We start from the raw sequence: 24,713 nt of genomic DNA on the forward strand, positions 1-24,713 counted from the left end.
GTAGAGGATTTTCTCGATTTTCACTATGCCCAGTGGCACTGGCCATCGTTCAACCTAGCGGACGTATGGATCTTCCTCGGTGTCGCCCTCTTTATTTGGGCGGAAATACGACATCAACCAGGCAGCCGCCGCCGCTGAATCGCCTAGCGTCTTCGCTATCGCATGCTTGACTTCCGGAATAGGCGCGTCCTGGGCCTTGATAAGGCGGCACGCCTTCATGAGCCAGCTGTACGTTCCTGATGCACGACTGCTGCCAAGGGCTCTGCTGCATCCTAACCAATCTGGAAGAGCGCACCCTGCTGGACCTGCTACCCGGTCGTCAGCAAGAGAGGGTGACAAGACGCCTCATGAGCATGGCCAACCGCCACCAGGTCGAGATCGTCAGCATGGACATGTGGAAGCCCTACCGCCGCGCCTTCCAGACGGTGCTGCCACAGGCCCGTATCGTGGTCGATAAGTTCCACGTCGTGCGCATGGCCAACGAGGCCTTAGAGAAGATCCGCAAAGGCCTAAGGAAGGAGTTGAAGCCCAATCAGCGCCGGACCCTCAAAGGTGACCGGAAAATCCTGCTGAAGCGCGCTCACGACGTTTCAGACCGCGAACGGCTCATCATGGAGACCTGGACAGGAGCATTCCCCCCAGCTCTTGGCGGCTTACGAGCACAAGGAGCGCTTCTACCATATCTGGGACTGTACCAATCGGCGTGGTGCCGAACAGGCTCTCGCCACCTGGATTGACAACATCCCTCAGGGGCAGAAGGAGGTTTGGAAGGATCTCGTCAGCGCCGTCAGTGGCTGGCGTGAAGAGATGCTGACCTACTTTGAGACCGACATCCCGATCACCAACGCTTTCACGTAGTCGATAAACCGCCTAGCCAAGGACAAAAACCGTGATGGCCGGGGCTATTCGTTCGAGGTAATGCGAGCCCGGATGCTCTATACCACCAAGCACAAGAAGAAGGCGCCACAAGTCAAGGAATCCCCGTTTCTGGGCAGAGCCACCATGACCTACAACATGGGACTCCCCGAGCCTGAGAAGAACTTCGGTGTCGATCTATCAACCTTCTGGAAGGACTAAGGGTTGGATGGGGCTGGAAGGCCCATCAACCACTTAATCCGGATACCCAAAATAATCAGGGAAGCGCCTCTGGCCAGAGGCGCAGTGCCAATGCCTATGCAGATGCAAGGCTGCTTAACATTAGCAGCCTCAAATGATGCCCTGATCGCTGCCTCAAGGCCTCCCACCCGTAGGCCAAATAACAGACAAAAACGCCCCTTTTCTTGAAATAGAAAAAATTACGCAATTTCTTTACGCAAAACCGCCCCGCCAGGGCCTCCTGGAGGGGCGGTCGGCGTGCGTAAAGAAAACGACCATATTGCATACAGCCGCTATCGGCCAAAAGCGGACATCATGCCCGGGCGAGTCATCACCCGGGCAGTCGCTATCACCTTGCGACGTTACAGCGTCATGTATGGCTGGGCTTCTCCGGCGCGAAACTGGTAGACATTCCAGTCATCCTGCTTCGGTCCCGGCATACCCGGTGTGCCGATGGGCATGCCCGCAAGGCCGATGCCATCGGTATCGGGCTGCTCTTCGAAGAGCCTTTCCACCGCCGCGAAGGGCACGTGTCCCTCGATGACATACTCACCCATCTCGATGGTATGGCAGGAGCCCAGTCCGTAGGGCAGTCCGACTCGCTCCTTGACCTGACCGATCGGGACGTCGTCGACGATGGCGACCTCGACGCCGAGCGCCTCAAGCTGGCGGGCATACTCATCGCAGCAGCCACACTGGGGGTTCTTGTAGAGCGTCGCCGCATTGGGCAAGGCCGCCTGGGCGGTGCCGGCACCGATCAGCAGTGCAGAGGAGGCAAGCAGAGTGGGGACAAGGCGTTTCATGAGCGATCCTCCCGGGAACGACGAGACGTGAAGAGATACTTGACGAGAGTAGCGATGCCGAGGCCGAGCAGAAGCATGACACTCAGAGGCATCAGCCAGCCCATCCAGCCCATTGAACCCATCAGGGCAAAGCAATCGTTGGCGTACATGATGTGACTCCTGACGAAAGTTAGGGAGCACCGATAACGAGCCAATATGTCGTTACCGGGAAGTCGAGCGACGTCAGGATCTGGGAGGTTCTCGGGGTGGTGCAGCGATGAACTCAACCACGGCCGGGTCGGCCAGGTCGGCAAGAGCGTCTGGAGGGACGCGGGGGACAGTCGGCGTGGCGGTCAATGCCGCACAGGCGCCGCAATCGGCGTTGGCGTGATCGAGCATCTCGACCTGGGAGGTACCGCAGTCGACGGCGCAGTCATCCATAGACGCATGACCGGGCAGGCTGGCGACCAGCAGCAGAGCCGCGAGCAGCAGCGCCAACAGGCGTACTCCTCGGAGGTGCAGCAGGCAGCGAACATTGCAGGTCATTCGGTCATCCTCATGGTCGAGTCCCCATTCTGCCTCGGTGGCCGTGTCGTCCAACATGATCCAGGACAAGGGATTCGGCATGGTCTTTATCAGAGCCTTGGATGCTACAACCTACGTGTAACACAAGAGTCAAGGGGTTTCGAGTTCAGTCTCATTTCAGGTTGCTGCAGTATAACCAAGGCTCCACTGATACGATCAAAGAGGTTACATGATGCGTAAGTCTCTGCTGGCCATCACCCTTGGCCTGGCCGCCACTTCCGCCCTTGCTGCCGGTGAACATGGTGGCTCCCATTCCTCCACGCCTGATGCCGAGATCGACCGCACCATCCAGGTCGAGGCCGGTGACATGTGGTTTGATCCCGAGACACTCGGCATCACCGCTGGAGAGACTGTGCGCTTCAAGGTAGTCAACACCGGCAACCTGAAGCACGAATTCGTGATCGGCGATGCCGCAGCCCAGGAAGCGCACCGCGAGATGATGCAGGCTATGGGAGACAGTGGTCATGGTGACGGCCACGACGGCCATGGCGGCCATGACATGGCGGAAGGTGCCCATGGCGGCGCTATGCCGGCGGTGACCATCGCCCCCGGCGACACCGCAGAGCTGGTGTGGACCGCCCCCGCTGACGTGGAGTCGCTCGTCTATGCCTGTAATATCCCTGGGCACTACGAATCCGGCATGGCCGGGGAGATCCAGCTAGGCAAGTGAGCCGACGCATGAAGCTCTTGCTACTCGAAGATGACGACTTGCTGGCCGAGAGCCTCGCCGAATCCCTCAAGGACAACGGTTACCGGGTCGATTTGGCCGCGTCCCTGAGAGACGCCGAGGCGCTCTCGACCACCGAGACGTACGCGCTGGCGATCATGGACCTGGGCCTTCCCGATGGCTCGGGTCTCGACCTGCTCAGGCGGTGGCGCCAGTCGGGCCGGGACCTGCCGGTGCTGATCCTGACGGCTCGGGACACCTGGGAAGACAAGGTCGTCGGGCTCGAAGGCGGCGCGGATGACTACTTGACCAAACCCTTCCACGAAGCCGAGCTTGTCGCCCGGGTCAAGGCGCTGTTACGCCGCCAGTCGGGGCGACTCTCCCATCAGTTGACGCTGGGTGGCGTTGCCCTGGACGAGGCCAACCAGTGCGTCCGAGTGGCCGATGGTACCTGGCACCCCCTGACAGGCACCGAGTTCGTGCTGCTGCGCTACTTCATGCACCATCCGGGACGGGTGCTCTCCAAGGAGCACCTGCTCAACCAGCTCTACGCCCTGGAGCAGGACGCCGCGGCCCCCAACCTCATCGAGGTCTATATCGCGCGGCTACGCCGCTACCTGGGCAAATCAAGCATCCAGACCCGTCGCGGCCAGGGCTATGTCTTCGTTGCGGATTGACCGACGCAGCCTGCGTCTCCGCTTGCTGGCCTGGCTGTCGGGTATCGCCCTGCTGGTCACCGGGCTGACCTGGCTGCTGCACGGGATCCTGCTCAACGACCTGGCGCGGGACTTCCTGGGGGAACGGCTCGAACGCGAGGCCGATCACGCCATCGAGCAGCTGCGCCGCGATCATCTGGCCACCGCGCGGGTCCTGGACTCCGCCAGTCGCGGCTTCGCGATTTTCCACCACCTCTATGTGTTGCGCCTGGGCGATGAGGTCTCGGCCTCCCATCCGCGTTGGCAGGAGGCACTGCGACCACTGCTGGACAGTGGCGAGTCGCTGGCCGAGGTGCGTGAGGCGGGTCAGCACCTGCTGGTCTTTCGCCAGCCCTTCACCCTCGACAATCAACCCGGGGTGCTGCTGATAGGGGAGGATTTCTCCCGAGTGGAGGCGGGACTGCACCGCCTGCACTGGTGGGTCGGCGGCATCGCCGCCAGCCTGCTGCTCCTGCTGGGGGTGCTCAACCTGCTAGCCGTCAGCCGAGGAATGGTGCCGCTGTCGCGGCTGCGCGACCAGCTCGGCGAGCTGCAGGCCGGCAGGCGCGATCGTCTCTCTCTGGACGTCCCCTCCGAACTCGACAGTCTGGTCGGGCAGCTTAACCGCTTCATGGACGAGATCGATGCTCGCCTGCAGCGCTCCCGTGAGTCGGTCGCCAACCTCTCCCACGCGCTGAAGACACCCCTGGCCGCGGTCATTCAGGTGCTGCGGGGCTCGCGCCCCATCGATGCCACGCGTCGCCAACGCCTGGTGGAACGCCTGGAGGAGATTCACGCCCAGCTCGATGTTGAACTTCGACGCTCGCGCATCGCGGGGCCCAATGTCGGGCGCCTTGCCGATCCATACCGCGACGCCAGCAGACTGATCGAGATGTTCCGGACCCTTTACCCGGCCAAGCGCTTCACCCTGGAGGTAGCCGAAGGCACCGGACAGCGCATTCCCATCGAGTCTCAGGACCTGTCAGAGATGATCGGTATCGTGCTGGACAACGCCGGCAAATGGGCCAACCAAGAGGTTCACTGCGAGATAGTGATGGAGGAGGGTCTCGTCCTGCGTGTCGAGGATGATGGGCCCGGCGTGCCGGACGACGACGTGGCCTGCCTGGGGGAACGCGGGTGGCGCCTGGACGAGTCACACCCCGGCTATGGGCTGGGCCTGTCGATCCTGAACCAGCTCTTGAAACGCTATGGCGGGAATGTCCAGTTCGGACACAGTCCCCTGGGCGGTCTGAGCGTGGAAATTCACGTGCCCTTTGCAAAGGATGCGCCGTAACCTGGCATTTTCAGGCGTGATTCAGCTTGCCCCGTCATGATGTCGCCTTCTGACATCGACGGGAGTCACAGATGGCACGTTCCAGCGTAATCACGCACCCGCTGTCGCGCCGACGGCTGCTCAAGGGGGGTGCCGCCCTAGGCATCGGCTCGGCAGCCGCCCTTGGCCTACGCCCTGCCTGGGCCAATCCATGGGGGCAGACCAATACCTACGCCAAGGGGATCGAGGAAGGCCCGGAGGTGGCGCTGGCCATCCGTCGCGAGTCGCTTGAGATCGATGGTCAGGCGGCGCGGCCCTACACCATCAACGGCGAGAGCCCCGGGCCGATGATCCGCCTCAAGGAGGGCCAAGATGCCGTACTCAGGGTGACCAACCTGCTCGATGAGCCGACGTCCATCCACTGGCATGGCCTGATCCTGCCGCCCGACCAGGATGGCGTTCCCGGCGTCAGCTTCGCCGGCATCGCCCCCGGTGAGACCTTCACCTACCGCTTCCCGGTACGCCAGAACGGTACCTACTGGTACCACAGTCACTCCGGCCTTCAGGAGCAGCTCGGCCATGCCGGGCCACTGATCATCGACGCCGCCGAGCGCGAACCCTTCCGCTATGATCGCGAGCACGTGCTGCTGCTCACCGACTGGACCTTCGAGGATCCCATGGCGGTGTTCCGCAACCTCAAGACCGCCGAGGGGTACTACAACTTCCAGGAACGCACTATCGGCGACTTCTTCGCCGACGTGCGCGAGAAGGGCTTTGCGGCGACGGCGGAGATGCGCGGCATGTGGGCCAAGATGCGCATGAGCTCACGCGACATCGCCGACGTCACCGGCAGCACCTACACCTACCTGCTCAATGGCCACTCTCCCGAGGAGAACTGGACGGCGCTGTTCAAGGCCGGCGAACGGATCCGCCTTCGGGTCATCAATGGCTCGGCAATGTCCTACTTCGACGTACGCATCCCAGGGCTCAAGATGACCGTGGTGGCCGCCGACGGTCAGCCGGTGCAGCCGGTCCCGGTGGACGAGTTCCGCATCGGGGTGGCCGAGACCTACGACGTGCTGGTCGCCCCCGAGGACGACACCGCCTATACGATCTTCGCCGAATCGATGGATCGCAGCGGCTATGCCCGCGCGACCCTGGCACCGCGGGAGGGCATGGCCGCGGAGATCCCCGAGCGTCGCAGGATCGCCGACCGCGGCATGGAGGCCATGGGTGCCCATGGCATGGACCACTCCAGCATGTCCGACAGTGACATGGAGGGCATGGATCATTCCAACATGTCCGGCGATGACAGGGAGGGCATGGATCATTCCGAGATGGACCATGGCGGCAGCATGGCGAGGGAATCCGCCAAGACCCGCGGGAACGGCATGCTGGCGGCGGGAGAGGCCCAGCCGGGCTCGCGCTATGACCAGGCCGGCATCGGCATCGATCCCAACGCACGCCGCACCCTGGTCTACCGCGACCTCAAGGCCTTCACCCCCTGGCCCGACCGCCGTGAACCCGGCCGCGAGCTGGAGCTACACCTCACCGGCAACATGGAACGTTACATGTGGTCCTTCGACGGCAAGACGTTCAGCGAGGTAACGGGCCCCATTCACTTCGAGAAGGACGAGCGGCTGCGCCTGATCCTGGTCAACGACACCATGATGGAACACCCCATCCACCTTCACGGCATGTGGATGGAGCTGGAGAACGGCCAGGGCGAGCTGATCCCGCGCAAGCACACCCTGAACATCAAGCCCGGCGAGCGCGTCTCGGCGTTGATCACCGCTGATGCCGAGGGCAGCTGGGCCTTCCACTGCCACCTGCTCTATCACATGGACGCCGGCATGTTCCGGGTCGTCAAGGTCGCGTAAGGAGACGCCATGAATACCAGAATCCCGATGATCGCGGCCGGTGCCCTGCTGGCCACGCTCCCGCTCTCCGTCGCCCTGGCAGAGGATGGCTATGATGCGCCGGCGGACTGGCCCGCCCCCATGGCCAAGCACAACATGGCCATGGCGCTGTTCGACCGTCTTGAATATGCCGTGCCCGACAAGGGTCATGAGGAATTGGTCTGGGACTTCCAGGCCTGGTACGGCGGGGACATCAACCGGGTCTATGTGAAGTCCGAGGGCGAGAACGTCCAGGGCGATGGCGAGGATGCCGAGTTCGAATCCCTGGAGCTGCTCTACAGCCGGCTGATCGCCGATTTCTGGGAGCTGCAGGGCGGTATCGGTTACCAGGGTGGGGTCTTCTCCGATGATCACGCCGAACGTGGCTATGGGGTGATCGGCCTGCAGGGCGTGATGCCCTACGGCATCGAGACCGACCTGGCGTTTCAGGTCAGCGACGAAGGCGACGTCTCGGCCAGTTTCGAGGGCGAGTACGACCTGCGCCTGACCCAGCGGCTTTACCTGCAGCCGCGTACCGAGATCGCCGTGGCCGCCAGCGAGGCCGAGGCATTCGGCGTCGGCGAGGGGCTCAACTCGGTACGCGTCGGCATGCGCCTGGGCTACGAGGTGACGCGCCGCCTTGCGCCCTATGTCGGTGCCTACTGGCAGAAGCAGTACGGCGATACCGCCGACATCGCCCGCCACCATGGCGATCCCACCGAAGATACCGGCATCGTCGCCGGGGCCAGGCTGATGTTCTGAGCCACGAATCGGTCTCGCGACCGACGCCACCGCCTGGTGGCGTCGTCGTCTTTGGCGATCCGAGCCTGGGTTGATCCGTGTCAATCGTCTCGGCCATGGCGTTCAGCCTGGATTCAGACAGCGTCGCCACACTGGCGGTAACAGGAACCGTTGCCGGGCCACCGGCGATGGTCAGACACATCACAGGAGCGACGCATGATCCCCTACCCCCAGATCGATCCGGTGGCACTGTCGATGGGCCCACTGAGCATCCACTGGTATGGGCTGATGTACGTGGTGGGGCTGGCCGCAGCCTGGTGGCTGGGCAGACGACGTGCCCACCGGCTCGGCCTCACCCATGACGATATCGGCGACCTGATCTTCTATGGCGCGGTGGGGATCATCCTCGGCGGTCGACTGGGGTATGTGCTCTTCTACGGCCTCGATCAGCTGGCGGCCGATCCGCTCTGGCTGTTCAGGCTCTGGGAAGGCGGGATGAGCTTTCACGGTGGCCTTGCCGGCGTGCTGGTCGCCGCCTGGTGGTTCGCTCGCCGCCATCGCCTGGCCTTCCTCCAGCTGACCGACTTCATCGCACCGCTGGTGCCGATTGGCCTGGGCGCCGGGCGGCTGGGCAACTTCATCAACCATGAGTTGCCAGGACGCGTGAGCGACGTTCCCTGGGCGATGGTCTTCCCCTCCATGATGGGGCTCGGTTCGCAGCCACGCCACCCATCGGCCCTCTACGAGTTTGCCCTGGAGGGCGTGGTGCTGTTCGTCGTGCTGTGGTGGGTCTCCGCCCGACCACGCCGGCGCGGCACCGTCTCGGGACTCTTCCTGGTGCTCTACGGCGTCTTTCGCTTCGCGGTCGAGTTCGCACGCCTGCCCGACCCCCAACTGGGCTTCATCGCCTTCGACTGGCTCACCATGGGGCAGCTGCTCTCCCTGCCCATGATGGTGGCGGGACTGCTCCTGTTGATCGCGCCCCAGCGTCGAGGCCCGATCGATGCCGTCGCCAGCACCGGCCGGCCATCGACGTAGCGTCGCTTCGATTCCTTTCACAACCCAAGCCACCGTGAGAACGCCATGGAGAAGAGAGCACAACGCCGCCTGATGATGGTCTGGCTGCCGCTGGGGGGCATCCTCGCCGTGGGCGGCTACCTGCTGGTGACCGGCCAGCGATTACATCCTTACCAGGCGTTGCCGCTGCTGCTGCTCGCCTGCCCGCTGATGCATCTCTTCCTCCATCGCCACCACGGTGGCCAGCAGGATCATGGCGACGATGACTGACTATTCGCTAGCAGAGAAGGGAGGTTGACCATGTCACATCACGACCATCGCCCTGGCGTTTCACAAGCGTCCCTGGTCACTCGCTCGCTGAAGGTAACGTCCGAGGCGTCAAGGTATATCGCGGCGGCAGTGACCGAGATCGACGCGCTGTCCGGCCTCGACGGCGTGACCTACGATCCGCAGCACCACAAGCTCCACCTGGCCTACGATGCCAAGCGGCTGTGTATCGACGATATCGAGGCGGTATTGGCACGGCATGGCGTGGACATCGGCGCCGGACGTTGGAACCGGATCAAGGAGGACTACTACCGCTTCATCGACCAGAACGTGAAGGACAATGCCAAGCAGAAACCCTGGAGCTGTCATTGAGCTCGGGGCTGGCGAGTCATTGCCACAGAGCGCGGCATGAAGGCTGACCGACCGCCTGGACGATGGCTCCTGTGGCCAGAATGGCATGTGGCACTGTTCACGTTCCTGCTCAACGTGCCCTGGGAGTTCCTGCAGGTGCCCCTATACCAGGACATGCCCTCGATGCCTCACTGGACTGCGGTGAAAGCCTGCATGCAGGCAGCGGCCGGTGATGCGCTGATAGGTCTGGTCGCCTACTGGGTAGTGGCTCTATGGCGACGTCGCCGTGGCTGGCTGTGGCGCTATGGGCTCAAGGAGTGCGCCGCCTTCGTACTGGCAGGACTGGTCATCACGGTAGGCTTGGAGTGGTACGCCACCGCCATCGCCCAGCGCTGGAGCTACGCGCCGGTGATGCCCACCCTGCCATGGCTGGGTACCGGCCTCACCCCACTGCTGCAGTGGCTGCTGCTCCCGCCGCTCTTCCTGTGGATCGCTTCACGCCACCTCGCCGGTACTGCGGCCCTACAGACACGTGGAAATTGACCTTTGGGTAACACAAGGGTTCTAGGATGGAAGACAGAGCCTGCTGCCCCTGGCACAGCACGCCTGGCAGTTCGATGCCTCACTCGCCCATATCGACACGCAAGGAGATGCATGGACAGGTCGCCTCAGTACCAGAAGAACAGCCTCTCCCTCGTCGGGGCCATCGCCCTGGGAACCGGCGTGATGATCGGTGCCGGGATCTTCGCGCTGACCGGACAGATGGCCGAGATGACCGGCGAGCTGTTTCCCCTGGCCTTCCTCTCGGCGGCCATGATCGTCAGTTTCAGCGCCTACTCCTACGTCAAGATGTCCAATGCCTACCCGTCGGCCGGCGGCATCGGCATGTACCTTCACAAGGCCTATGGGCCCACCCTGCCCACGGCCTTCCATGCGCTGCTGATGTACTTCTCCATGGTGATCGCCCAGAGCTTCCTGGCGAGGACCTTCGGCTCCTATACCCTGGAGCTGTTCGATGGGGGTAACCGGTCGCTGCTGGTGCCGGCGCTGGGTGTCGGCCTGCTGATCGCCGCCTTCCTCATCAACCTCTCCGCCAACAAGCTGATCCAGGGCGTGGCGTCGGTGCTGGGGGTCATCAAGATCGGTGGCATCATCCTGTTCGGCGTGGTGGGCGTGCTGGTGGCCGACACCATCGGTATCCGGGCCACGGCCGAGGCGCCGGCGCCCGGCGTCTCCGGGTTCCTGGGGGCCACCGCGCTCGGCATCCTGGCCTTCAAGGGGTTCACCACCATCACCAACAGCGGGGCCGAGATCCGCGATCCCCACCGTAACGTCGGCCGGGCCATCATCGTCTCGATCGCCCTGTGCGTGGTGATCTATGCGCTGGTGGGCCTCGCCGTCACCAGCAACCTGTCGCTGACGGAGATCATCGCGACCAAGGACTACTCGCTGGCCGCGGCTGCACGCCCTGCGCTGGGGGAGGCCGCCGTCTGGTTCACCGTCCTGCTCGCCATGCTGGCCACGGCAGGTGGCATCATCGCCAGCGTCTTCGCGGTATCGCGGATGCTGGCGATGCTGACCGAGATGAAGCTGGTGCCCCATCGCCATTTCCATATGCCCGGCAGCATCCAGAAGCACACCTTGGTCTATACCATCGTGCTCGGCCTGATGCTGACGGCGTTCTTCGACCTGAGCCGCATCGCGGCACTCGGCATCATCTTCTATCTGGTGATGGATATCGCCATTCACTGGGGGGTGTTGCGGCATCTACGCGATGCGGTGGCGGCCCGCCCGGCCATCCTGCTGACCGCGATCGCCCTCGACCTGGTGGTGCTGGCAGGCTTCCTCTGGGTCAAGGCCACCACCGACCCGCTGGTGCTCTACGTTGCCGCCGCCGCGATGGCCGTCATCCTGGTGGCGGAATACGCCTTTCTTTCCCGGCGATCCGAGCAGGACGCCGACCACCATGCTCATTCGCATGACGCGAGTGGCAGCCACAGCAGGGAGGATGGAGCATGACACAGGACCACACCCATGAGGTCACGGACCCCGTCTGCGGGATGACGGTCGATCCTCACCATACCGACCACCGCGCCTCACACGCTGGAAAGACCTGGTACTTCTGCTCAGCCAGGTGCCAGCAGAAGTTCAAGCGGGACCCTGACGCCTACCTGCAGTGCGACGACACACCGGCCGAGCCAGCGCCGCCCGGCACGATCTACACCTGCCCGATGCACCCCGAGATCCGCCAGGAGGGGCCGGGGGACTGCCCGATCTGCGGCATGGCCCTGGAGCCCGAGACGGTCACCGCCGATAGTGGGCCTTCCGAGGAACTCAAGGACATGACCCGGCGCTTCTGGATCGGGCTGGTCCTGGCGCTGCCGGTGCTGGTACTGGAGATGGGTGGCCATGTGTTCGGCCTCGACCACCTGATCGCCCCCCAGGTCTCGAACTGGATCCAGCTGCTGCTGGCCACCCCCGTGGTGATCTGGGCAGGCGCGCCCTTCTTCGTGCGCGGCTGGCGTTCCATCGTGCGGCGCAGCCTCAACATGTTCACCCTGATCGCCATCGGCACCGGGGCGGCGCTGATCTACAGCCTGCTGGCGACGATCGTGCCGGGCATCTTCCCCGCGACCTTCCGCCAGGCCGATGGCTCGGTGGCGGTCTACTTCGAGGCGGCGGCGGTGATCGTGGTGCTGGTGCTGCTCGGACAGGTGCTGGAGCTGCGTGCCCGGGAGAAGACCTCCGGGGCGATCCGCGCCCTGCTCGACCTGGCACCGGCCACCGCACGCCGCATCGACGACGACGGCCAGGAGGAGGAGATCTCGCTGGACAAGGTCCAGGTGGGTGATCGCCTGCGCGTGCGCCCCGGCGACAAGGTGCCGCTGGACGGCGAGGTCTTGGAGGGGCGCTCCAACATCGACGAGTCGATGGTCACCGGCGAGCCACTGGCGGTGCGCAAGGAGGCCGGCGACGGCGTGATCGGTGGCAGCATCAACGGCCAGGGCTCGTTCATCATGCGCGCCGACAAGGTGGGCCGCGACACCATGCTGTCGCAGATCGTGCAGATGGTGGCCAGCGCCCAGCGCAGCCGGGCGCCCATCCAGGGGCTGGCCGACAGGGTCGCCGGCGTCTTCGTGCCGGCGGTGATCCTGGTCGCGGTGGTGGCCTTCATCGCCTGGTCGCTGTGGGGGCCGGCACCGCCCATGGCCTTCGGGCTGATCGCCGCGGTCAGCGTGCTGATCATCGCCTGCCCCTGTGCCCTGGGGCTGGCCACTCCCATGTCGATCATGGTCGGCGTGGGTCGAGGGGCCCAGGCGGGGGTACTGATCCGCGACGCCGAGGCGCTGGAGCGCCTGGAGAAGGTCGACACCGTGGTGGTCGACAAGACCGGCACCCTCACCGAAGGCAAGCCGCGGGTCACCGAACTGCGCCCGGCCGAGGGCTTCGATAAGCAGGAGCTGCTGCGGCTGGCCGCGGGGGTGGAGCGCGGCAGCGAACACCCCCTGGCCCAGGCAATCGTCGAGCGGGCCAAGGAGGATGGCGTCGAGCCGACGGAGGCCACGGAGTTCGATTCGCCCAATGGCAAGGGCGTGGTGGGCAACGTCGACGGCCGTCGCGTCGCCCTGGGCAACCGCCTGCTGATGGAGAGCGAGAGCGTGGCCCTGGCCGAGCAGGAAGACGAGGCCGAACGGCTGCGTGGCGACGGCGCCACGGTGATCTTCGCCGCGGTGGACGGCCGCCTGGCGGGCCTGCTGGCCATCGCCGACCCGGTCAAGGAGACCACCGAGGCGGCCATCCGGGCCCTTCAGGCCAACGGCATTCGGGTGGTCATGCTCACCGGCGACAACCGCACCTCCGCCGAGGCGGTGGCGCGCCGCCTGGGCATCGACGAGGTGGAAGCCGAGGTGCTCCCCGAAGACAAGGGGCGCGTGGTGCAGCACCTGCGTGACGAGGGTCGCGTGGTGGTGATGGCCGGCGACGGCGTCAACGACGCCCCTGCCCTGGCCACCGCCGACGTGGGCATCGCCATGGGCACCGGCACCGACGTGGCCATCGAGAGCGCCGGCGTGACCCTGCTGCGCGGGGATTTGACCGGGATCGTCGAGGCGCACCGGTTGTCGCGAGCCACCATGCGCAACATCCGCCAGAACCTCTTCTTCGCCTTCGTCTACAACGCCGCGGGGGTACCGATCGCCGCCGGCATCCTCTACCCCTTCACCGGCCTGCTGCTGTCACCGATCATCGCCGCCGCGGCGATGTCGCTCTCCTCGGTGAGCGTGATCGCCAATGCGCTGCGGCTGAGGCTTGTGAAGCTGAAGTCCGCTGACTGACTAAGCGAGAGAGGTGCAGAGTCATCTACTTGTAGGGTCCCGGATGATCAGATGAGCTATAGAAGTTATCCTTTGCTGGCCGCCAAGGAGCTTCTTCACGAGTTCATCCGGGAGCAAGGATATGGACATCAAGCTACATAAACAGGCGACCACCACTCCGAAGATCCGGGCCGAGATCCAGGCAGCGCCTTCCAGCATCAGCGACAGCGAGCTAGCACGCCAGTACGGCGTCGCCGTCTCGACCATCCGGCGCTGGCGGTACCGTGACGATGTCCAGGACCGACCGCACACGCGTCACAACCTGCTGGCCACGCTCACTTCCGAACAGGAAGAGGTGCTGATCGCGGCGCGCGAATTCCTGCGCCTCGGCCTGGATGATCTGCTCGTCGTGGCGCGTGAGTTCCTCAATCCTGGCTTGTCGCGTTCTGGTCTGCATCGCATGCTCAAGCGGCGCGAGGTGCCGACACTGGCAGAGCTGTCTAGACGGGACGCGGGCGACGATGAGAAACCCCGGCACAAGCCCTTCAAAGATTATGAGCCGGGCTACGTGCACATCGACATCAAGCACCTGCCCCGGATGCCCGATGAGGAGCAAAAACGCTACCTGTACGTCGCCATCGATCGCGCCACGCGCTGGGTCCATCTGGAGGTGAGACGCAGCCAGTCCGCGAAGGATGCGCGGGCGTTCATGAAGCGGGTGGAGGAGAAGGCTCCCTTCCAGGTCCAGACGGTACTGACCGACTACGGCAAGTCATTCACCGATCGCTTCACGCGGGCGGGGGAGCGCAAGCCCAGCGGGAATCACCCGTTTGACCAAGAGTGCCAGGCCCTTGGTATCGAGCACCGTCTGATCAAGCCGGGAAGACCGCAGACAAACGGCATGGTGGAGCGCTTCAACGGCCGTATCAGCGATGTGCTGGCGACTCGGCGCTATACCTCAGGCGAGGACCTGGAGCAGACGCTCAAACGCTACACCTGGCTGTACAATCACCACATCCCGCAGAAGGCGCTGCACCATCAATCACCGATTGCGATGATGAAGGAATGGCAGACCAAGCGTCCTGAGTTATTTACCAAGCGGGTAGTCAATCACACGGGACCCGACAGGTAGCTACAACGCGGAAGCTGAGGTAACGGCTGTACTTTTAGCTCCAGAAGACTCAGCTTTCCATCTGATTCCCCGGCTATCTGTCTTATGATCTGTTTGAGCATCACAAAACGTGTTTGAGTACTGCCTCTCTTCCGCTTCGAGTTGCTGATATTCCCCCGGAGCGATGCTGCCACCGATGACGTCATCGCCGATGCCCAAAACCTTGGGGTTATTGTAGCCTTCTAGTTCACCCTGATCTTCCTGCCCTAGAATGCCAGCCTTTTTGCCATTGTAAGCAAGCTTCGTAGTAGCGGAGTTAGAGAAGACGATATCCTCCACCGGTAGTTCTATCGATTGCCTGTCTTTGGCCTCATCCGGTTCCTGCTCCGTATCCACCTCTATGTCGTCGGCACCTTGTGCTCCAGAGCCTCCTCGACCTTCACCAGTCCCTCTGACCGGCAACTTCAGGCTCGGGTGGTGGAAGTAAATGTCTTGCTCGTTGGTGCCCGCATCCAAACCCTGTAAGCCAGATATCTCCCAGATAAGCATTTCCCTGAACTGGTCTAATTGGAGCGGACACCCCGGTAAGCCTCATACTGGAGGCATTGGAGGTGTTCATGACCAAGAAAACGCGACGTCGGTACTCCGACGAATTCAAGGCTGAGGCGGTCAACATGGTGCGAGGAGAGGGTTATGCCATCTCCGAGGCTGCCAGGCGGCTGGATATCGATCGCAGCCTGCTGGATCGCTGGTGTCGCCAGCAACGTGACCGGGAGGATGGTGTGACTGACGACCAGGCAGATGAGCGGGATGCCGAGATCATGAAACTTCGCGAAGAAGTTCGTAAGTTGCGGATTGAAAAGGAGGTTTTAAAAAAGGCCACGGCCTTCTTCGCGAGAGAGTCGAGCTGAGATACCAGTTCATCGAGTCGGAGAAGGCCTACTTCCCAGTGGCGGTGCTGTGCCGTGTCATGGACGTCAGCCGCAGTGGCTTCTATGCCTGGCGTCAGCGTGAACCCGATGAGCAGCGCCAGTGCCTGCACCGGGAGGTCAAGGACATCCACGATCAGAAACGTGGTAGCTATGGGAGCCGGCGAATGGCCAAGTAACTCCGTCGCAGAGGTCATACGGTCGGTCGTTATCAGGCGCGTAGCCTGATGCAGGAAGCCGGTGTTGCCTGCCGACAGCGTCGCCGCTACCGGCATACGACGGACAGTGACCACGGGCTGCCAGTGGCTCCCAACCTGCTCAAGCGGCAGTTCACGGTGCCTGAGCCCAATCAGGCGTGGGTGGCCGACATCACCGCCATCTGGACCCTGGAAGGCTGGTTGTACCTGGCGGCCGTGCTGGACCTCTACGACCGACAGGTCATCGGCTGGGCCATGGCCGACCACATGAAGACATCACTCACCCTGGACGCCCTGGAGATGGCAATTGGCCGCCGGCGACCTCCCCGAGGCGTGCTCCACCACTCGGATAGTAATACTGGGAGATGCCAGGTGTTCCGGGGTTGACCTGACTCACACAGCGATCGACCTATGCTGAAAGACCCGGTGCCGTAAGGGTTCTCGGATCTCCTGACTCCCACTCTGATCGACCCGGGTAGTGTGTCTTTCCACGGACCTGTCGGTGATCCGGGAATACCTGACGGCGAGGGCTCACCTCGTCGATGCATGTGACTCAAGAAGGGCCTGACGCCTGTCTCGTTACTGTCGTGTCCAGGCTATCGCACTCGGTGAAGCCACCTTGACCTGATAGCCTGGAGAGACGTCATGACTCAGCATCACCGTGATCGCCCTGACATTGTCGGTGGCGTCGACACCCACAAGGATCTGCATATGGCCGCTGTCGTGGATAAACACGATCGCGTGCTTGGTACCGCCAGCTTTCCGACCACCCGGCATGGCTACAAGGCCATGCTCGCCTGGATGCGTGGCTTCGGTGAAGTGAGCCGAGTAGGCATCGAGTGCACCGGGACCTATGGGGCTGGTCTGCTGCGTTACTTGCAGCGCACCGGCATCGCTACCCTGGAGGTCACCACGCCCGACAAGACCGTGCGTCGCAAACGGGGCAAAAACGATACCATCGATGCGGAGAACGCTGCCCATGCGGCTTACGCGGGCATTCGTACGGTCACCCCAAAGACCCGTGATGGCATGATCGAGGCCTTGCGTGTGCTGAAGGTCTGCCGGAAGACCGCCGTGGCAGCTCGCCGTGTGGCGCTTCAGATGATCCAGACCCAGGTGATCTCCGCGCCAGAGGAGCTGCGCGATCAGTTGAGGAATATGACGCGGATGCAGTTGATTCGGACGTTGGCCGCATGGCGCCCCGACTTAAGTGGCTATCGGGACGTCACAGTGGCCTACCGCATCGCTTTGAAATCTCTTGCCCGGCGCTACCTGGAGCTGCATGACGAGGTGGCCGATCTGAATGTCATGATCAAGGCCATCGTCGATGAGCTGGCACCAGAGCTGGTGTCGCGAACGGCGGTAGGCTATGAATCAGCTGCACAGTTGTTGATCACGGCGGGCGACAATCCGGATCGTATTGGTTCAGAAGCCAGTTTTGCGGCGCTATGTGGTGTTAGCCCGATACCCGCTTCTTCAGGCAAGACACAGCGCCACCGCCTTAATCGGGGCGGCGACAGAGCCGCCAATAGTGCTCTGCATATCATCGCCATCGGGCGGCTGCGCCTGGATGCGACAACCCAGGCGTATGTCTCCCGGCGAGTGACGGAGGGGCACTCCAAGCTGGAAGCTATTCGCTGTCTGAAACGCTACATCGCCCGAGAGCTGTACTACGTGCTGCGCCACCGTTACCGCGAGATCAATCAGACGCAAATCGCTACTTGACACTTAGAAGGGCGTCCGCGGCAGCCAGTACGCCTCCCGTGCGTATCGTGAACGACTGGTTAAGCACGGGTTCCTGTCCTCCATGAGCCGCAAGGGGAACTGTTGGGACAATGCGATCATGGAGCGCTTCTTCGGCTCTCTAAAAGCGAATGGCTGGAGGGGCAACGGTACTGGACCCGCCTGTCAGCGAGGCGCGACGTCGTGACCTATATCGAGATGGAGTACAACAGCTGCCGGCTCCACTCGACCCTTGGCTACCACGCGCCGAGGGAGATCGAGAAAATCGCGGAAGCAGCTTAATAAAAGTGTCCGCTACGACTTGACCAGAACACTCCGCCACGATGCGGCTTTCGCGGACCATCAGCGAGCCGCCGATGAGGTCGGAGTCGTAGTGGAAGTCATAGGTGTCAGTATTCACAAGGACTCGCAGATAAAAGCCTTAAAATGATCATCTGTTATAAGAAAAGCTTTCAACATACCATAGCTTCCGCCCATCCGGAGTTACGATCTCCACTTCATCATCGATTTCTTTACCTAAACAGGCTCTAGCCGCAGGCGAATTAATTGAAACATACCCCTGTTTTCCATAGATCTCGTCAACACCTACAATCCGAAACTTCATCTCCCTGCCATCGTCATCAACAAGCACCACGTGGGCGCCAAAATAAATCTTACCCGCTTGATCCGGATGATAATCAACCACCTTAAGCTCATCCAGTCTTTTCCGTAGATACCTGACCCTCCTGTCAATTTCTCTAAGTCGCTTCTTGTTATACTGATAATCTGCATTCTCCGACCTATCGCCTAGACCGGCCGCCCATGTCACCTTAGCTGTAACCTCTCTCCTCTCCACCCTCCAAAGATAGTCAAGCTCTTCTTTCAGGCTTTCATAGCCCTCTCTTGTTACAAGTGGATTCTTCATAGCTGACCTACAAGTTATTTAGAGCCTTTTTAATAGCATCGATTGTAGCAGCTTTGAATACCACCTGACCACCATCATCCACAACCTCACCAAACTCAGTAGCGCGAAAATTCCACTTACCAACAAACTCATTGGATATCAGATATTCCAGCGCTCTTCTCTCCTGCTGGGAGAGCTTCTCTTCCTCGCCCGCTTGCTGTGACCTATGATCGTATACGTCTATTCTACTACCCGGAGGAATAATTTCATTGAGCTTGTTTTTAGCATTTTTTAGATCGGAAAGAAGCGATCTAACAAGAAGCTTATGTTTAGCACTCGCAATCTCCTCTACCCAGTCATCAGCGCTTGGCGAGGGACGCTTAACATTGCCGCCGGCCATATCAGAAAAGGATTCTATGAGGGCGCGATATTTTTCTCCAGACTTGTTCCTAATGCTTTGTGGCTTCGGAACTCCTCGCTTGGCACCCAGCCTAGATATAGTTACTATAGAGAAATCACTAACACCTCTCTCCATTTGCTCACTACACACTTCATATATTGCATCAAGCGTCTTCTTGGTTCTAGGCGTAGCGTCTTCTTTTAGCTTCAACAAAAGATCTTCATTTTTCATATTAGCAGCCCGTCTCGTTTAATAGCTGAGGCTTTAGAATCAGAGAAAGCTCCGACCTATCAATTCTCTCCTCCTCCATCAGCTCGTCTAGCCTCACTGAACAGTCAACGACCTGGCCAACTCTTTCCCAGGTTTTCAGCCGTGACCTCAAAAAACCGACTACCTGGTTACCAACTTTAAGCTGCTGCTCATCCGTCAACATAAAAAGGCTCGGCTGCAACTCATTAAAAACCGACATTCGGTCCAACAATTGAGACCTCGGCGCTATTGCAACGGCTGCATCAGCCGAATGGTAGATTGTTGCATTCTCGCAAATCTCATGCAGTTGCTGAAAGTAAGAGACCTCCTCCATTTCTATCTCCATTTCGGAATCGGGCATCTTAATCAGAGAAATACCATCCTCTGCATCAGAAGAGACACCATTGACAGCTGACACGCACATCCTGATTAACTTATAGCAGGACTGCAAATCGCACAGGAACATGTCCATTTTCTTTGCTGCACTCTCATACTCTGACTCCAGCTTTCTTTGTTCTGCCTCAAGCGAAACTCTCTCAGCCTGATCAAAACTCATGCCCTTTGCATTTGCAATATACTCATCTCGATCTATCTTCTCCAACCTTTCTGTGATTGTGGAGATTTCTTCTTGGAGCCGCATACATTTTTCAGACTGCTTATTCGAAACGAACAAAATCTCGTTCCCAACCGACATTAAGCCACCCAGAAAAACCGGTCCTGTGATGAAATGCCTGCACCTAAGACAGTTCTGCATTCCCAAATACCCCATGGGCACCGGAGCCCGTACTCTTGTAGCGCCGACCTGATCTCCTCCATCATCGCAGCGTGAGGCAGCAAATGGACAAATACCATAGTCTCTGAATACAAAATTTCCTGCAGGCACACTATTGGTTAGCGACATCAGAAGGTCTTCATTATTAGAAACCAACTGATTCTTTACCGACTCAATTTTATTGGACTCAATTGTTTTTTGTATTGCTTCCACCTCGGCTTGAAGCGCAATCTTCTCGCCTTCCTCCAATCGCCGCCTTATTTCCCCATGGGATATTTTGCAATAATATATCGACATGACGATCGAAGAGTGCCCCACGACCTTCATGACAACTTCAACCGGCATCCCCATTTCCATAACATAAGCTGTAATCAAGCTCACCCGCATGGAATGAGGGGTGTATGGAGACTTATAACAAGATATATTATTAGGCAGCCCACTCAGCTCTGAAAGCCTAAGATGCGATGGTTGTATATGATAAATGGCAGCTGCCAACCTGCCCGTCAAAGCCGTGCCGACATTTTTTGGCTCAACATCTTCAAAAGCCCTAAATAAAAAACAGTTGACACCTTTTGACTTCAACTGAATTTCATTTAAGTTGGTTCTCTTGCACCGCGACCAGCTGGTAGGAAAAGCGACAGGATTATATTTAGCCTGCCACTCTCTCAACTTAATCAACCAGTATGCAAGATCTTCCGGCATCCATGGTATGGAGTAACCGCCATTATTGGACGATGTCTTATTAGTTGTAACAAACATCCCAATCTGGTCATCGGGATAGCGCTTAACAAAAGACTGCGACTTAGTCATCCCTGCCATTTCGGCATGATTCTTTACCCACGCCACTCCTCCAGCATCCTTAATTACAGGTATATATTCGTCAGCCTCACCCGAATCATTATAAGCGATCTGCCTTCCTCGAAGAGGAACCTTTGTCAAAGCAAAGGTGTGCACCCAGTCTGTCGGAACCCATAGATACCAGAAAGGCCCTGCTTTCTTGTAAACGCAGTCTGGGTCATCTTTGTCAATAATATGTCTTTCTACTTTCACCCAGTCCGAATCGAACTCATGAAGATGTGCAAGGTCACGAAAACTTCTAGCTGACTCTGGAATAATCCATGACTGGGCCTTCCTGACAAAGTGATACTGAAGACAAGGTTTGGTTGACTCGCTTCTTCCAGGCGAAGACACATAAGAGTCGGTCAACATAAACTCAAATGGATTTCGGGCATCCATCAGCCTGAACACTTCTCCAGTCTCTTCATCCTCCACAGTCAAATCAGACCCGATGATATAATCAAAAAATTCATTTACTGACAGTATGACATTTCTTCTCATATTGTCTGTTGAGAACTTTTCCAGCTCATCTCTAAATGGTTTTATATTTACTTTTTGCTTTGTTAGAAACTCCTGAGGACTTTTACTTCCATCATGCCTCTCAATATAAACTCTCACAAACCTACATAGATAGGATTTTTTCGAGCTTCCCCCCAGCGCCTGCCTCATAAACTCATCTATCTTTACGCGCCACTGCTTAAATTCCGGCAGGATAAACTCTACATTGAATGGTTCTTCTTTCCCCAAGAACTTGTACCAGTTTTTCCAGCTTTCTGCATACGCGCCTTGTGGGTCAAATGGAAATCTGGGGTCGCCGAGGTCTTTGACATACTTCTTATATTCTGACTGAGACCTTATCCCCTTCCCTTTAATCTTATAAACAACTTCTTCGTAGGTATAGAATTCTGGGATGTCAAAAAAATCATTATAGCTAACCCACTCATCCGGAAACATCCTCTCCGGATGAGCAACCAATCCCGGGACTTCCTTATATCGCTTCTTGTACTCAGAAGAGTTGCTAATCCCATGCTTCTTGCAAAGAAGCTTCATTTCGTGCAGAGAAAAATTCGCTTTAGGTAGCTTAAGAACATCCTCATCCACATTAAGCATCTTAAGCTTACGCATCTTCATCAGCAACACCTCGCATTATTTCTCTTATATCTTCATTGGTTGGCTTAATATAAACCAGGCAAGAATCAGGGCTTCTATGATGCATGGATTTTTGTATTTCAACCCGACTCAAACCAAATTTTCTAGCTCTATAACCATATGCATGCCTGTGTCCATGCTCGGTCGTGCCGAACTCTTTTTTACATACCAAGCCAATCTTTTCTACGGCTCTCTTGTGAGCGCGCTGGAAATTTTTTAAGGTTTCAGGCCCGCCATCTTTTTTAGTAAATGCAAATGGGTGGAAGCTGGCAGCAGGCTCCATTCTTTGGTATTTTAGATACTTCACCCAAACTGCTAAAAAGGTTTTCGCCATGCTAGGTGGATTAAAAATCACCTCAAAAAAACCAGCACTGCTTGTAAGAAGAGCACCTTTCCACCCTGCATGAAGCCGCTCGCTTAGCGGGTAAGAATTTCTTGGCTTATATTGCGTCTCTGCAAGAAGATATTCTCTTCTATTTTTATAATCCGGCAGTGGTGACTTCCCATACTCTGGGTGATACACCCTAACCAGTGCCTCGTCCCTTCGCTCAGGGTGCACAGTGATATCTGAAACGTAAAGGTGAAATAACTCACTCTTCCTCAACCCCCCATAGTTCATTAACATGGTCATTAGTTGATATTTGTAGTTCACTCCCCCAGAGTTGCTAAACCCTTCCTGCAAAAGAACATCCACCATGTCATCAGGAAATTTAACCACCTTATCGTTATCTATTTTAGGATCGCGATACCCTGCCACGGCTCTCGTTCGCCCAACTTCCAAATAGGCGTCCGCTCTTTTCTTTAAGTGATTGAGAAAAACATTGGCATTTCTATTATAGTATGCGCACCAATTTAACCTTTCTTCATAACCCGTTGCTTTTAAAAATGGATTTATACGAGCGGCCTCATATTCAGGCTGCCTGGCCAAATAATCCGTATAGTGTGTTATATGAAACAAAATATTGTTCACATCGAATGTTGAACGCGGGGGCCAGAACAACCCCATAGGGTCGTTACAGCTTTCATAATCAATAGTCCCTGTTACTAAAGAACGGGTGAATGATTTCAATAAGTCAATGGCTCTAATCTCGCCACTCAACGAATTTATATAAGAAATCAAAAGCCGAAGTGAAAAAACTGACCTTTCTTTCCAAGATTCACTTTTGTAACTGAACCAGGCCAAGTATCTGAGGTGGGATGCAATCACTCCACTTTCAGTATAAACAGCCGGCAACAAGTAAACATTACCGCTAGCCACATCCACGTAGCGGACTTGGACCTTATGTGCGAAGGGCATCAGATAGTACTTTTTTAGGGGTTGTTTTCATGTCTAGACCAAAAACCTTCAGTCGTCAATAAAAAACACCTTGGAAATAGTATTCGAAGGAAGGGGTTCTTTTACACCAAAGAACCTCAAATGACATACTATAAACTTCAAGCCTTTGTTTTTTAATGATTAAAAAATAGTATCAATACTAATTAGAGGTACTATTTACCCATGCGCCTCCGCAACGTGCAGCTTCGATACCCACCGCTCTGCGACCTCTGTTGCCGACAGCTCATCCCAGCTCAAAGCCCCCTCTAGAAATATGGCAGTAACCATAGCCTCCAAGTTTGAACTCGTAACTTCTTGAGGCAAGGATCTGGCAATTTTTAGCTCCCAACCTCTGGTTTTAACTTTAGACAGGTAGCTCTCAAGAAACCTGGTGAACAAATGCTCAGCAGCAAAGCTATTGACATACTCTACATGCATATATTCAATTACATCTTTCACCATCCTGATCATAGTATAGTAAGCTTTATCCAGCGGATATGTAACAGCAATATGTCTAAGAACAGCATCCAGTTTGATGTTATGATTTATTTTCAACCTATAGCTCATCCCCAGATACCCAACAACAGCATAAAGCTTCTCAACCCGAACATCATTTACTAGACGCCTAATATCTTCAATATCATCAATTGTTACACATCCTTCGACCACATCACCGTTTACTGCCTGCATAAAGTCACTGATATCATATAAACCATCAGGCAAGTTAATATAGAAACCTGGCTGAGGAATACCCCTGAGCCCTGCATTGGAGAGCAAAGATTTCTTTTCGGCACTCCCGCCTCTTAAGCGAGCATATGCCGTTACAGCCTCGTCTCCCATTGGCTCGACGCGCCTGACGGCCTTCCTAGCAACCAAAGAGTTGAGAGCTTCAGCATCTATACTCTTAAAGCCAGACCAGCCAAACCCACCAGCCCCGAGCTTCAAAGGTCCATCGCCATCATAATTCATAGTGAGAATTGCCAGAAGAAACACTTTATCCAGATACTTAAGATCTGAATACTCATAGCCCTCTACTGACAAAGATGACTCCAAGTACTCAACAAGCTTCTTCTCACATTCCTCGTCAAACTTCTCTCTCTGCTCTTGCAAACAATTTTTACAGGTCCCCCTCTTCCCCTTGAGAGCCTCTTTATACTTCATCCTGCTTGACAACAAAACCACATCCCCACAAGAACCACATAGCCCCACACCTCCTGGCGCACAAAACCCAGAACCTTTTTTAATTATAACTCTAATATCTCCCTCACGCAGACCATGCCTCTCTGAAACTCTAGAAACTGAGTAGGCAAAGCCACCGTTTACACCGCCATCATCCGTCACCAACCAATAGTCATTTATTACCTCAACCTCTTCAGATGACAAGTCGCCGAAATAGCAAATGAACCCAACTTCATTATCATTCTTCATCACGTTCAACTCAAAC

The 24,713-nt window shown here is 57.9% G+C and carries 22 protein-coding genes and 4 pseudogenes; 17 read left to right on the forward strand and 9 right to left on the reverse strand.

Translation table 11 applies throughout. The features are described from left to right. Positions 1 to 138 (forward strand): annotated as a pseudogene (locus FIU88_RS18700) (signal peptidase II); the annotation flags it as partial. A gap of 128 nt (positions 139 to 266) precedes the next feature. Then, positions 267 to 1,077, forward strand: a pseudogene (locus tag FIU88_RS18705) (ISL3 family transposase); the annotation flags it as partial. A gap of 380 nt (positions 1,078 to 1,457) precedes the next feature. On the opposite strand, the gene FIU88_RS18710 reads toward FIU88_RS18705, so the two are convergent. From FIU88_RS18710 to FIU88_RS18715, 3 genes are all read right to left on the reverse strand, one after another. Next, entirely contained in the window at positions 1,458 to 1,898 is a 441-nt protein-coding gene (locus FIU88_RS18710) for a DUF411 domain-containing protein (RefSeq protein WP_152478299.1), read from the reverse strand. Further along, positions 1,895 to 2,047, reverse strand: a complete 153-nt coding sequence (locus FIU88_RS19260; protein ID WP_172977657.1) for a hypothetical protein — start codon at positions 2,045 to 2,047, stop codon at positions 1,895 to 1,897. The genes FIU88_RS18710 and FIU88_RS19260 overlap by 4 nt, the downstream gene beginning before the upstream one ends. Before the next feature lie 73 nt (positions 2,048 to 2,120). After that, complete coding sequence (locus tag FIU88_RS18715) at positions 2,121 to 2,423, reverse strand: hypothetical protein (RefSeq protein ID WP_152478298.1); 303 nt, start codon at positions 2,421 to 2,423, stop codon at positions 2,121 to 2,123. A 208-nt stretch (positions 2,424 to 2,631) separates the two neighbouring features. Between FIU88_RS18715 and FIU88_RS18720 the strand changes: the two genes are divergently transcribed. The 12 genes from FIU88_RS18720 (at position 2,632) to FIU88_RS18775 (ending at position 14,816) form a co-directional block, all read left to right on the forward strand. Beyond that, a complete protein-coding gene (locus tag FIU88_RS18720) occupies positions 2,632 to 3,132 on the forward strand; it encodes a plastocyanin/azurin family copper-binding protein (RefSeq protein ID WP_152478297.1) in 501 nt (166 codons plus the stop codon). A gap of 8 nt (positions 3,133 to 3,140) precedes the next feature. Then, complete coding sequence (locus FIU88_RS18725; protein ID WP_152478296.1) at positions 3,141 to 3,806, forward strand: response regulator transcription factor; 666 nt, start codon at positions 3,141 to 3,143, stop codon at positions 3,804 to 3,806. Further along, positions 3,787 to 5,118, forward strand: coding sequence for a sensor histidine kinase (locus tag FIU88_RS18730; protein ID WP_152478295.1), 1,332 nt, complete (start codon positions 3,787 to 3,789; stop codon positions 5,116 to 5,118). Before FIU88_RS18725 ends, FIU88_RS18730 begins: the two co-directional genes overlap by 20 nt. Positions 5,119 to 5,189: 71 nt before the next feature. Then, positions 5,190 to 6,977 (forward strand): copper resistance system multicopper oxidase, encoded by a 1,788-nt coding sequence (locus FIU88_RS18735; RefSeq protein ID WP_152478294.1) that lies wholly within the window; start codon positions 5,190 to 5,192, stop codon positions 6,975 to 6,977. A gap of 9 nt (positions 6,978 to 6,986) precedes the next feature. After that, a complete protein-coding gene (locus FIU88_RS18740; RefSeq protein WP_172977656.1) occupies positions 6,987 to 7,757 on the forward strand; it encodes a copper resistance protein B in 771 nt (256 codons plus the stop codon). 195 nt (positions 7,758 to 7,952) lie between these two features. Then, the gene (gene lgt / locus FIU88_RS18745) at positions 7,953 to 8,774 is read left to right on the forward strand and encodes a prolipoprotein diacylglyceryl transferase (RefSeq protein ID WP_152478293.1); all 822 of its coding nucleotides are present in this window, start codon (positions 7,953 to 7,955) and stop codon (positions 8,772 to 8,774) included. 45 nt (positions 8,775 to 8,819) lie between these two features. Continuing rightward, the gene (locus FIU88_RS18750) at positions 8,820 to 9,023 is read left to right on the forward strand and encodes a DUF2933 domain-containing protein (protein WP_152478292.1); all 204 of its coding nucleotides are present in this window, start codon (positions 8,820 to 8,822) and stop codon (positions 9,021 to 9,023) included. Between the two features lie 30 nt (positions 9,024 to 9,053). Next, the gene (locus tag FIU88_RS18755; protein ID WP_152478291.1) at positions 9,054 to 9,392 is read left to right on the forward strand and encodes a cation transporter; all 339 of its coding nucleotides are present in this window, start codon (positions 9,054 to 9,056) and stop codon (positions 9,390 to 9,392) included. A gap of 87 nt (positions 9,393 to 9,479) precedes the next feature. Further along, positions 9,480 to 9,914 carry a hypothetical protein gene (locus FIU88_RS18760; RefSeq protein ID WP_216647299.1) on the forward strand — a complete coding sequence of 145 codons (435 nt, stop codon included), beginning with the start codon at positions 9,480 to 9,482 and terminating at the stop codon, positions 9,912 to 9,914. Positions 9,915 to 10,025: 111 nt separating this feature from the next. Beyond that, complete coding sequence (locus FIU88_RS18765) at positions 10,026 to 11,390, forward strand: APC family permease (protein ID WP_152478289.1); 1,365 nt, start codon at positions 10,026 to 10,028, stop codon at positions 11,388 to 11,390. After that, positions 11,387 to 13,705 (forward strand): heavy metal translocating P-type ATPase, encoded by a 2,319-nt coding sequence (locus FIU88_RS18770; protein WP_152478288.1) that lies wholly within the window; start codon positions 11,387 to 11,389, stop codon positions 13,703 to 13,705. Before FIU88_RS18765 ends, FIU88_RS18770 begins: the two co-directional genes overlap by 4 nt. Positions 13,706 to 13,826: 121 nt before the next feature. Beyond that, positions 13,827 to 14,816 carry an IS481 family transposase gene (locus FIU88_RS18775; protein ID WP_152478287.1) on the forward strand — a complete coding sequence of 330 codons (990 nt, stop codon included), beginning with the start codon at positions 13,827 to 13,829 and terminating at the stop codon, positions 14,814 to 14,816. On the opposite strand, the gene FIU88_RS18780 is transcribed toward FIU88_RS18775, so the two are convergent. Continuing rightward, complete coding sequence (locus FIU88_RS18780; RefSeq protein ID WP_152478286.1) at positions 14,817 to 15,344, reverse strand: hypothetical protein; 528 nt, start codon at positions 15,342 to 15,344, stop codon at positions 14,817 to 14,819. Positions 15,345 to 15,412: 68 nt separating this feature from the next. Here FIU88_RS18780 and FIU88_RS18785 point away from each other — a divergent pair. The 3 genes and pseudogenes from FIU88_RS18785 to FIU88_RS18795 all read left to right on the forward strand — a co-directional run. Further along, positions 15,413 to 16,272, forward strand: a pseudogene (locus tag FIU88_RS18785) (IS3-like element ISPa133 family transposase); the annotation flags it as partial. A 294-nt stretch (positions 16,273 to 16,566) separates the two neighbouring features. Further along, complete coding sequence (locus tag FIU88_RS18790) at positions 16,567 to 17,646, forward strand: IS110 family transposase (protein WP_152478285.1); 1,080 nt, start codon at positions 16,567 to 16,569, stop codon at positions 17,644 to 17,646. Positions 17,647 to 17,662: 16 nt separating this feature from the next. After that, positions 17,663 to 17,946: pseudogene (locus FIU88_RS18795) on the forward strand (integrase core domain-containing protein); the annotation flags it as partial. Between the two features lie 148 nt (positions 17,947 to 18,094). Here FIU88_RS18795 and greB read toward each other — a convergent pair. The 5 genes from greB to FIU88_RS18820 all read right to left on the reverse strand — a co-directional run bounded on the left by greB (position 18,095) and on the right by FIU88_RS18820 (position 24,700). After that, positions 18,095 to 18,568, reverse strand: a complete 474-nt coding sequence (gene greB, locus FIU88_RS18800; RefSeq protein WP_152478284.1) for a transcription elongation factor GreB — start codon at positions 18,566 to 18,568, stop codon at positions 18,095 to 18,097. Between the two features lie 7 nt (positions 18,569 to 18,575). Next, a complete protein-coding gene (gmtX, locus tag FIU88_RS18805) occupies positions 18,576 to 19,178 on the reverse strand; it encodes a gamma-mobile-trio protein GmtX (protein ID WP_152478283.1) in 603 nt (200 codons plus the stop codon). A 1-nt stretch (position 19,179) separates the two neighbouring features. Next, positions 19,180 to 21,936 carry a VPA1269 family protein gene (locus tag FIU88_RS18810; RefSeq protein ID WP_216647298.1) on the reverse strand — a complete coding sequence of 919 codons (2,757 nt, stop codon included), beginning with the start codon at positions 21,934 to 21,936 and terminating at the stop codon, positions 19,180 to 19,182. Next, the gene (gmtY, locus tag FIU88_RS18815) at positions 21,923 to 23,251 is read right to left on the reverse strand and encodes a gamma-mobile-trio recombinase GmtY (protein WP_152478282.1); all 1,329 of its coding nucleotides are present in this window, start codon (positions 23,249 to 23,251) and stop codon (positions 21,923 to 21,925) included. Before gmtY ends, FIU88_RS18810 begins: the two co-directional genes overlap by 14 nt. Before the next feature lie 195 nt (positions 23,252 to 23,446). Further along, positions 23,447 to 24,700 (reverse strand): hypothetical protein, encoded by a 1,254-nt coding sequence (locus FIU88_RS18820; RefSeq protein ID WP_152478308.1) that lies wholly within the window; start codon positions 24,698 to 24,700, stop codon positions 23,447 to 23,449. Positions 24,701 to 24,713 lie beyond the last annotated feature (13 nt).

The sequence above is a fragment of the Halomonas sp. THAF12 genome (assembly GCF_009363675.1).
Taxonomy (GTDB): domain Bacteria; phylum Pseudomonadota; class Gammaproteobacteria; order Pseudomonadales; family Halomonadaceae; genus Halomonas; species Halomonas smyrnensis.

Bases quoted from the DNA above. Each gene is read 5' to 3' on its own strand.
- greB (WP_152478284.1), bottom strand. From the start codon at position 18,568: ATGAAGAATCCACTTGTAACAAGAGAGGGCTATGAAAGCCTGAAAGAA.
- FIU88_RS18725 (WP_152478296.1), top strand. From the start codon at position 3,141: ATGAAGCTCTTGCTACTCGAAGATGACGACTTGCTGGCCGAGAGCCTC.
- FIU88_RS19260 (WP_172977657.1), bottom strand. From the start codon at position 2,047: ATGTACGCCAACGATTGCTTTGCCCTGATGGGTTCAATGGGCTGGATG.
- FIU88_RS18735 (WP_152478294.1), top strand. From the start codon at position 5,190: ATGGCACGTTCCAGCGTAATCACGCACCCGCTGTCGCGCCGACGGCTG.
- FIU88_RS18740 (WP_172977656.1), top strand. From the start codon at position 6,987: ATGAATACCAGAATCCCGATGATCGCGGCCGGTGCCCTGCTGGCCACG.
- gmtY (WP_152478282.1), bottom strand. From the start codon at position 23,251: ATGCCCTTCGCACATAAGGTCCAAGTCCGCTACGTGGATGTGGCTAGC.
- FIU88_RS18730 (WP_152478295.1), top strand. From the start codon at position 3,787: ATGTCTTCGTTGCGGATTGACCGACGCAGCCTGCGTCTCCGCTTGCTG.
- gmtX (WP_152478283.1), bottom strand. From the start codon at position 19,178: ATGAAAAATGAAGATCTTTTGTTGAAGCTAAAAGAAGACGCTACGCCT.
- FIU88_RS18755 (WP_152478291.1), top strand. From the start codon at position 9,054: ATGTCACATCACGACCATCGCCCTGGCGTTTCACAAGCGTCCCTGGTC.
- lgt (WP_152478293.1), top strand. From the start codon at position 7,953: ATGATCCCCTACCCCCAGATCGATCCGGTGGCACTGTCGATGGGCCCA.
- FIU88_RS18765 (WP_152478289.1), top strand. From the start codon at position 10,026: ATGGACAGGTCGCCTCAGTACCAGAAGAACAGCCTCTCCCTCGTCGGG.
- FIU88_RS18790 (WP_152478285.1), top strand. From the start codon at position 16,567: ATGACTCAGCATCACCGTGATCGCCCTGACATTGTCGGTGGCGTCGAC.
- FIU88_RS18770 (WP_152478288.1), top strand. From the start codon at position 11,387: ATGACACAGGACCACACCCATGAGGTCACGGACCCCGTCTGCGGGATG.
- FIU88_RS18775 (WP_152478287.1), top strand. From the start codon at position 13,827: ATGGACATCAAGCTACATAAACAGGCGACCACCACTCCGAAGATCCGG.
- FIU88_RS18750 (WP_152478292.1), top strand. From the start codon at position 8,820: ATGGAGAAGAGAGCACAACGCCGCCTGATGATGGTCTGGCTGCCGCTG.
- FIU88_RS18780 (WP_152478286.1), bottom strand. From the start codon at position 15,344: ATGCTTATCTGGGAGATATCTGGCTTACAGGGTTTGGATGCGGGCACC.
- FIU88_RS18720 (WP_152478297.1), top strand. From the start codon at position 2,632: ATGATGCGTAAGTCTCTGCTGGCCATCACCCTTGGCCTGGCCGCCACT.
- FIU88_RS18715 (WP_152478298.1), bottom strand. From the start codon at position 2,423: ATGACCTGCAATGTTCGCTGCCTGCTGCACCTCCGAGGAGTACGCCTG.
- FIU88_RS18710 (WP_152478299.1), bottom strand. From the start codon at position 1,898: ATGAAACGCCTTGTCCCCACTCTGCTTGCCTCCTCTGCACTGCTGATC.
- FIU88_RS18810 (WP_216647298.1), bottom strand. From the start codon at position 21,936: ATGAAGATGCGTAAGCTTAAGATGCTTAATGTGGATGAGGATGTTCTT.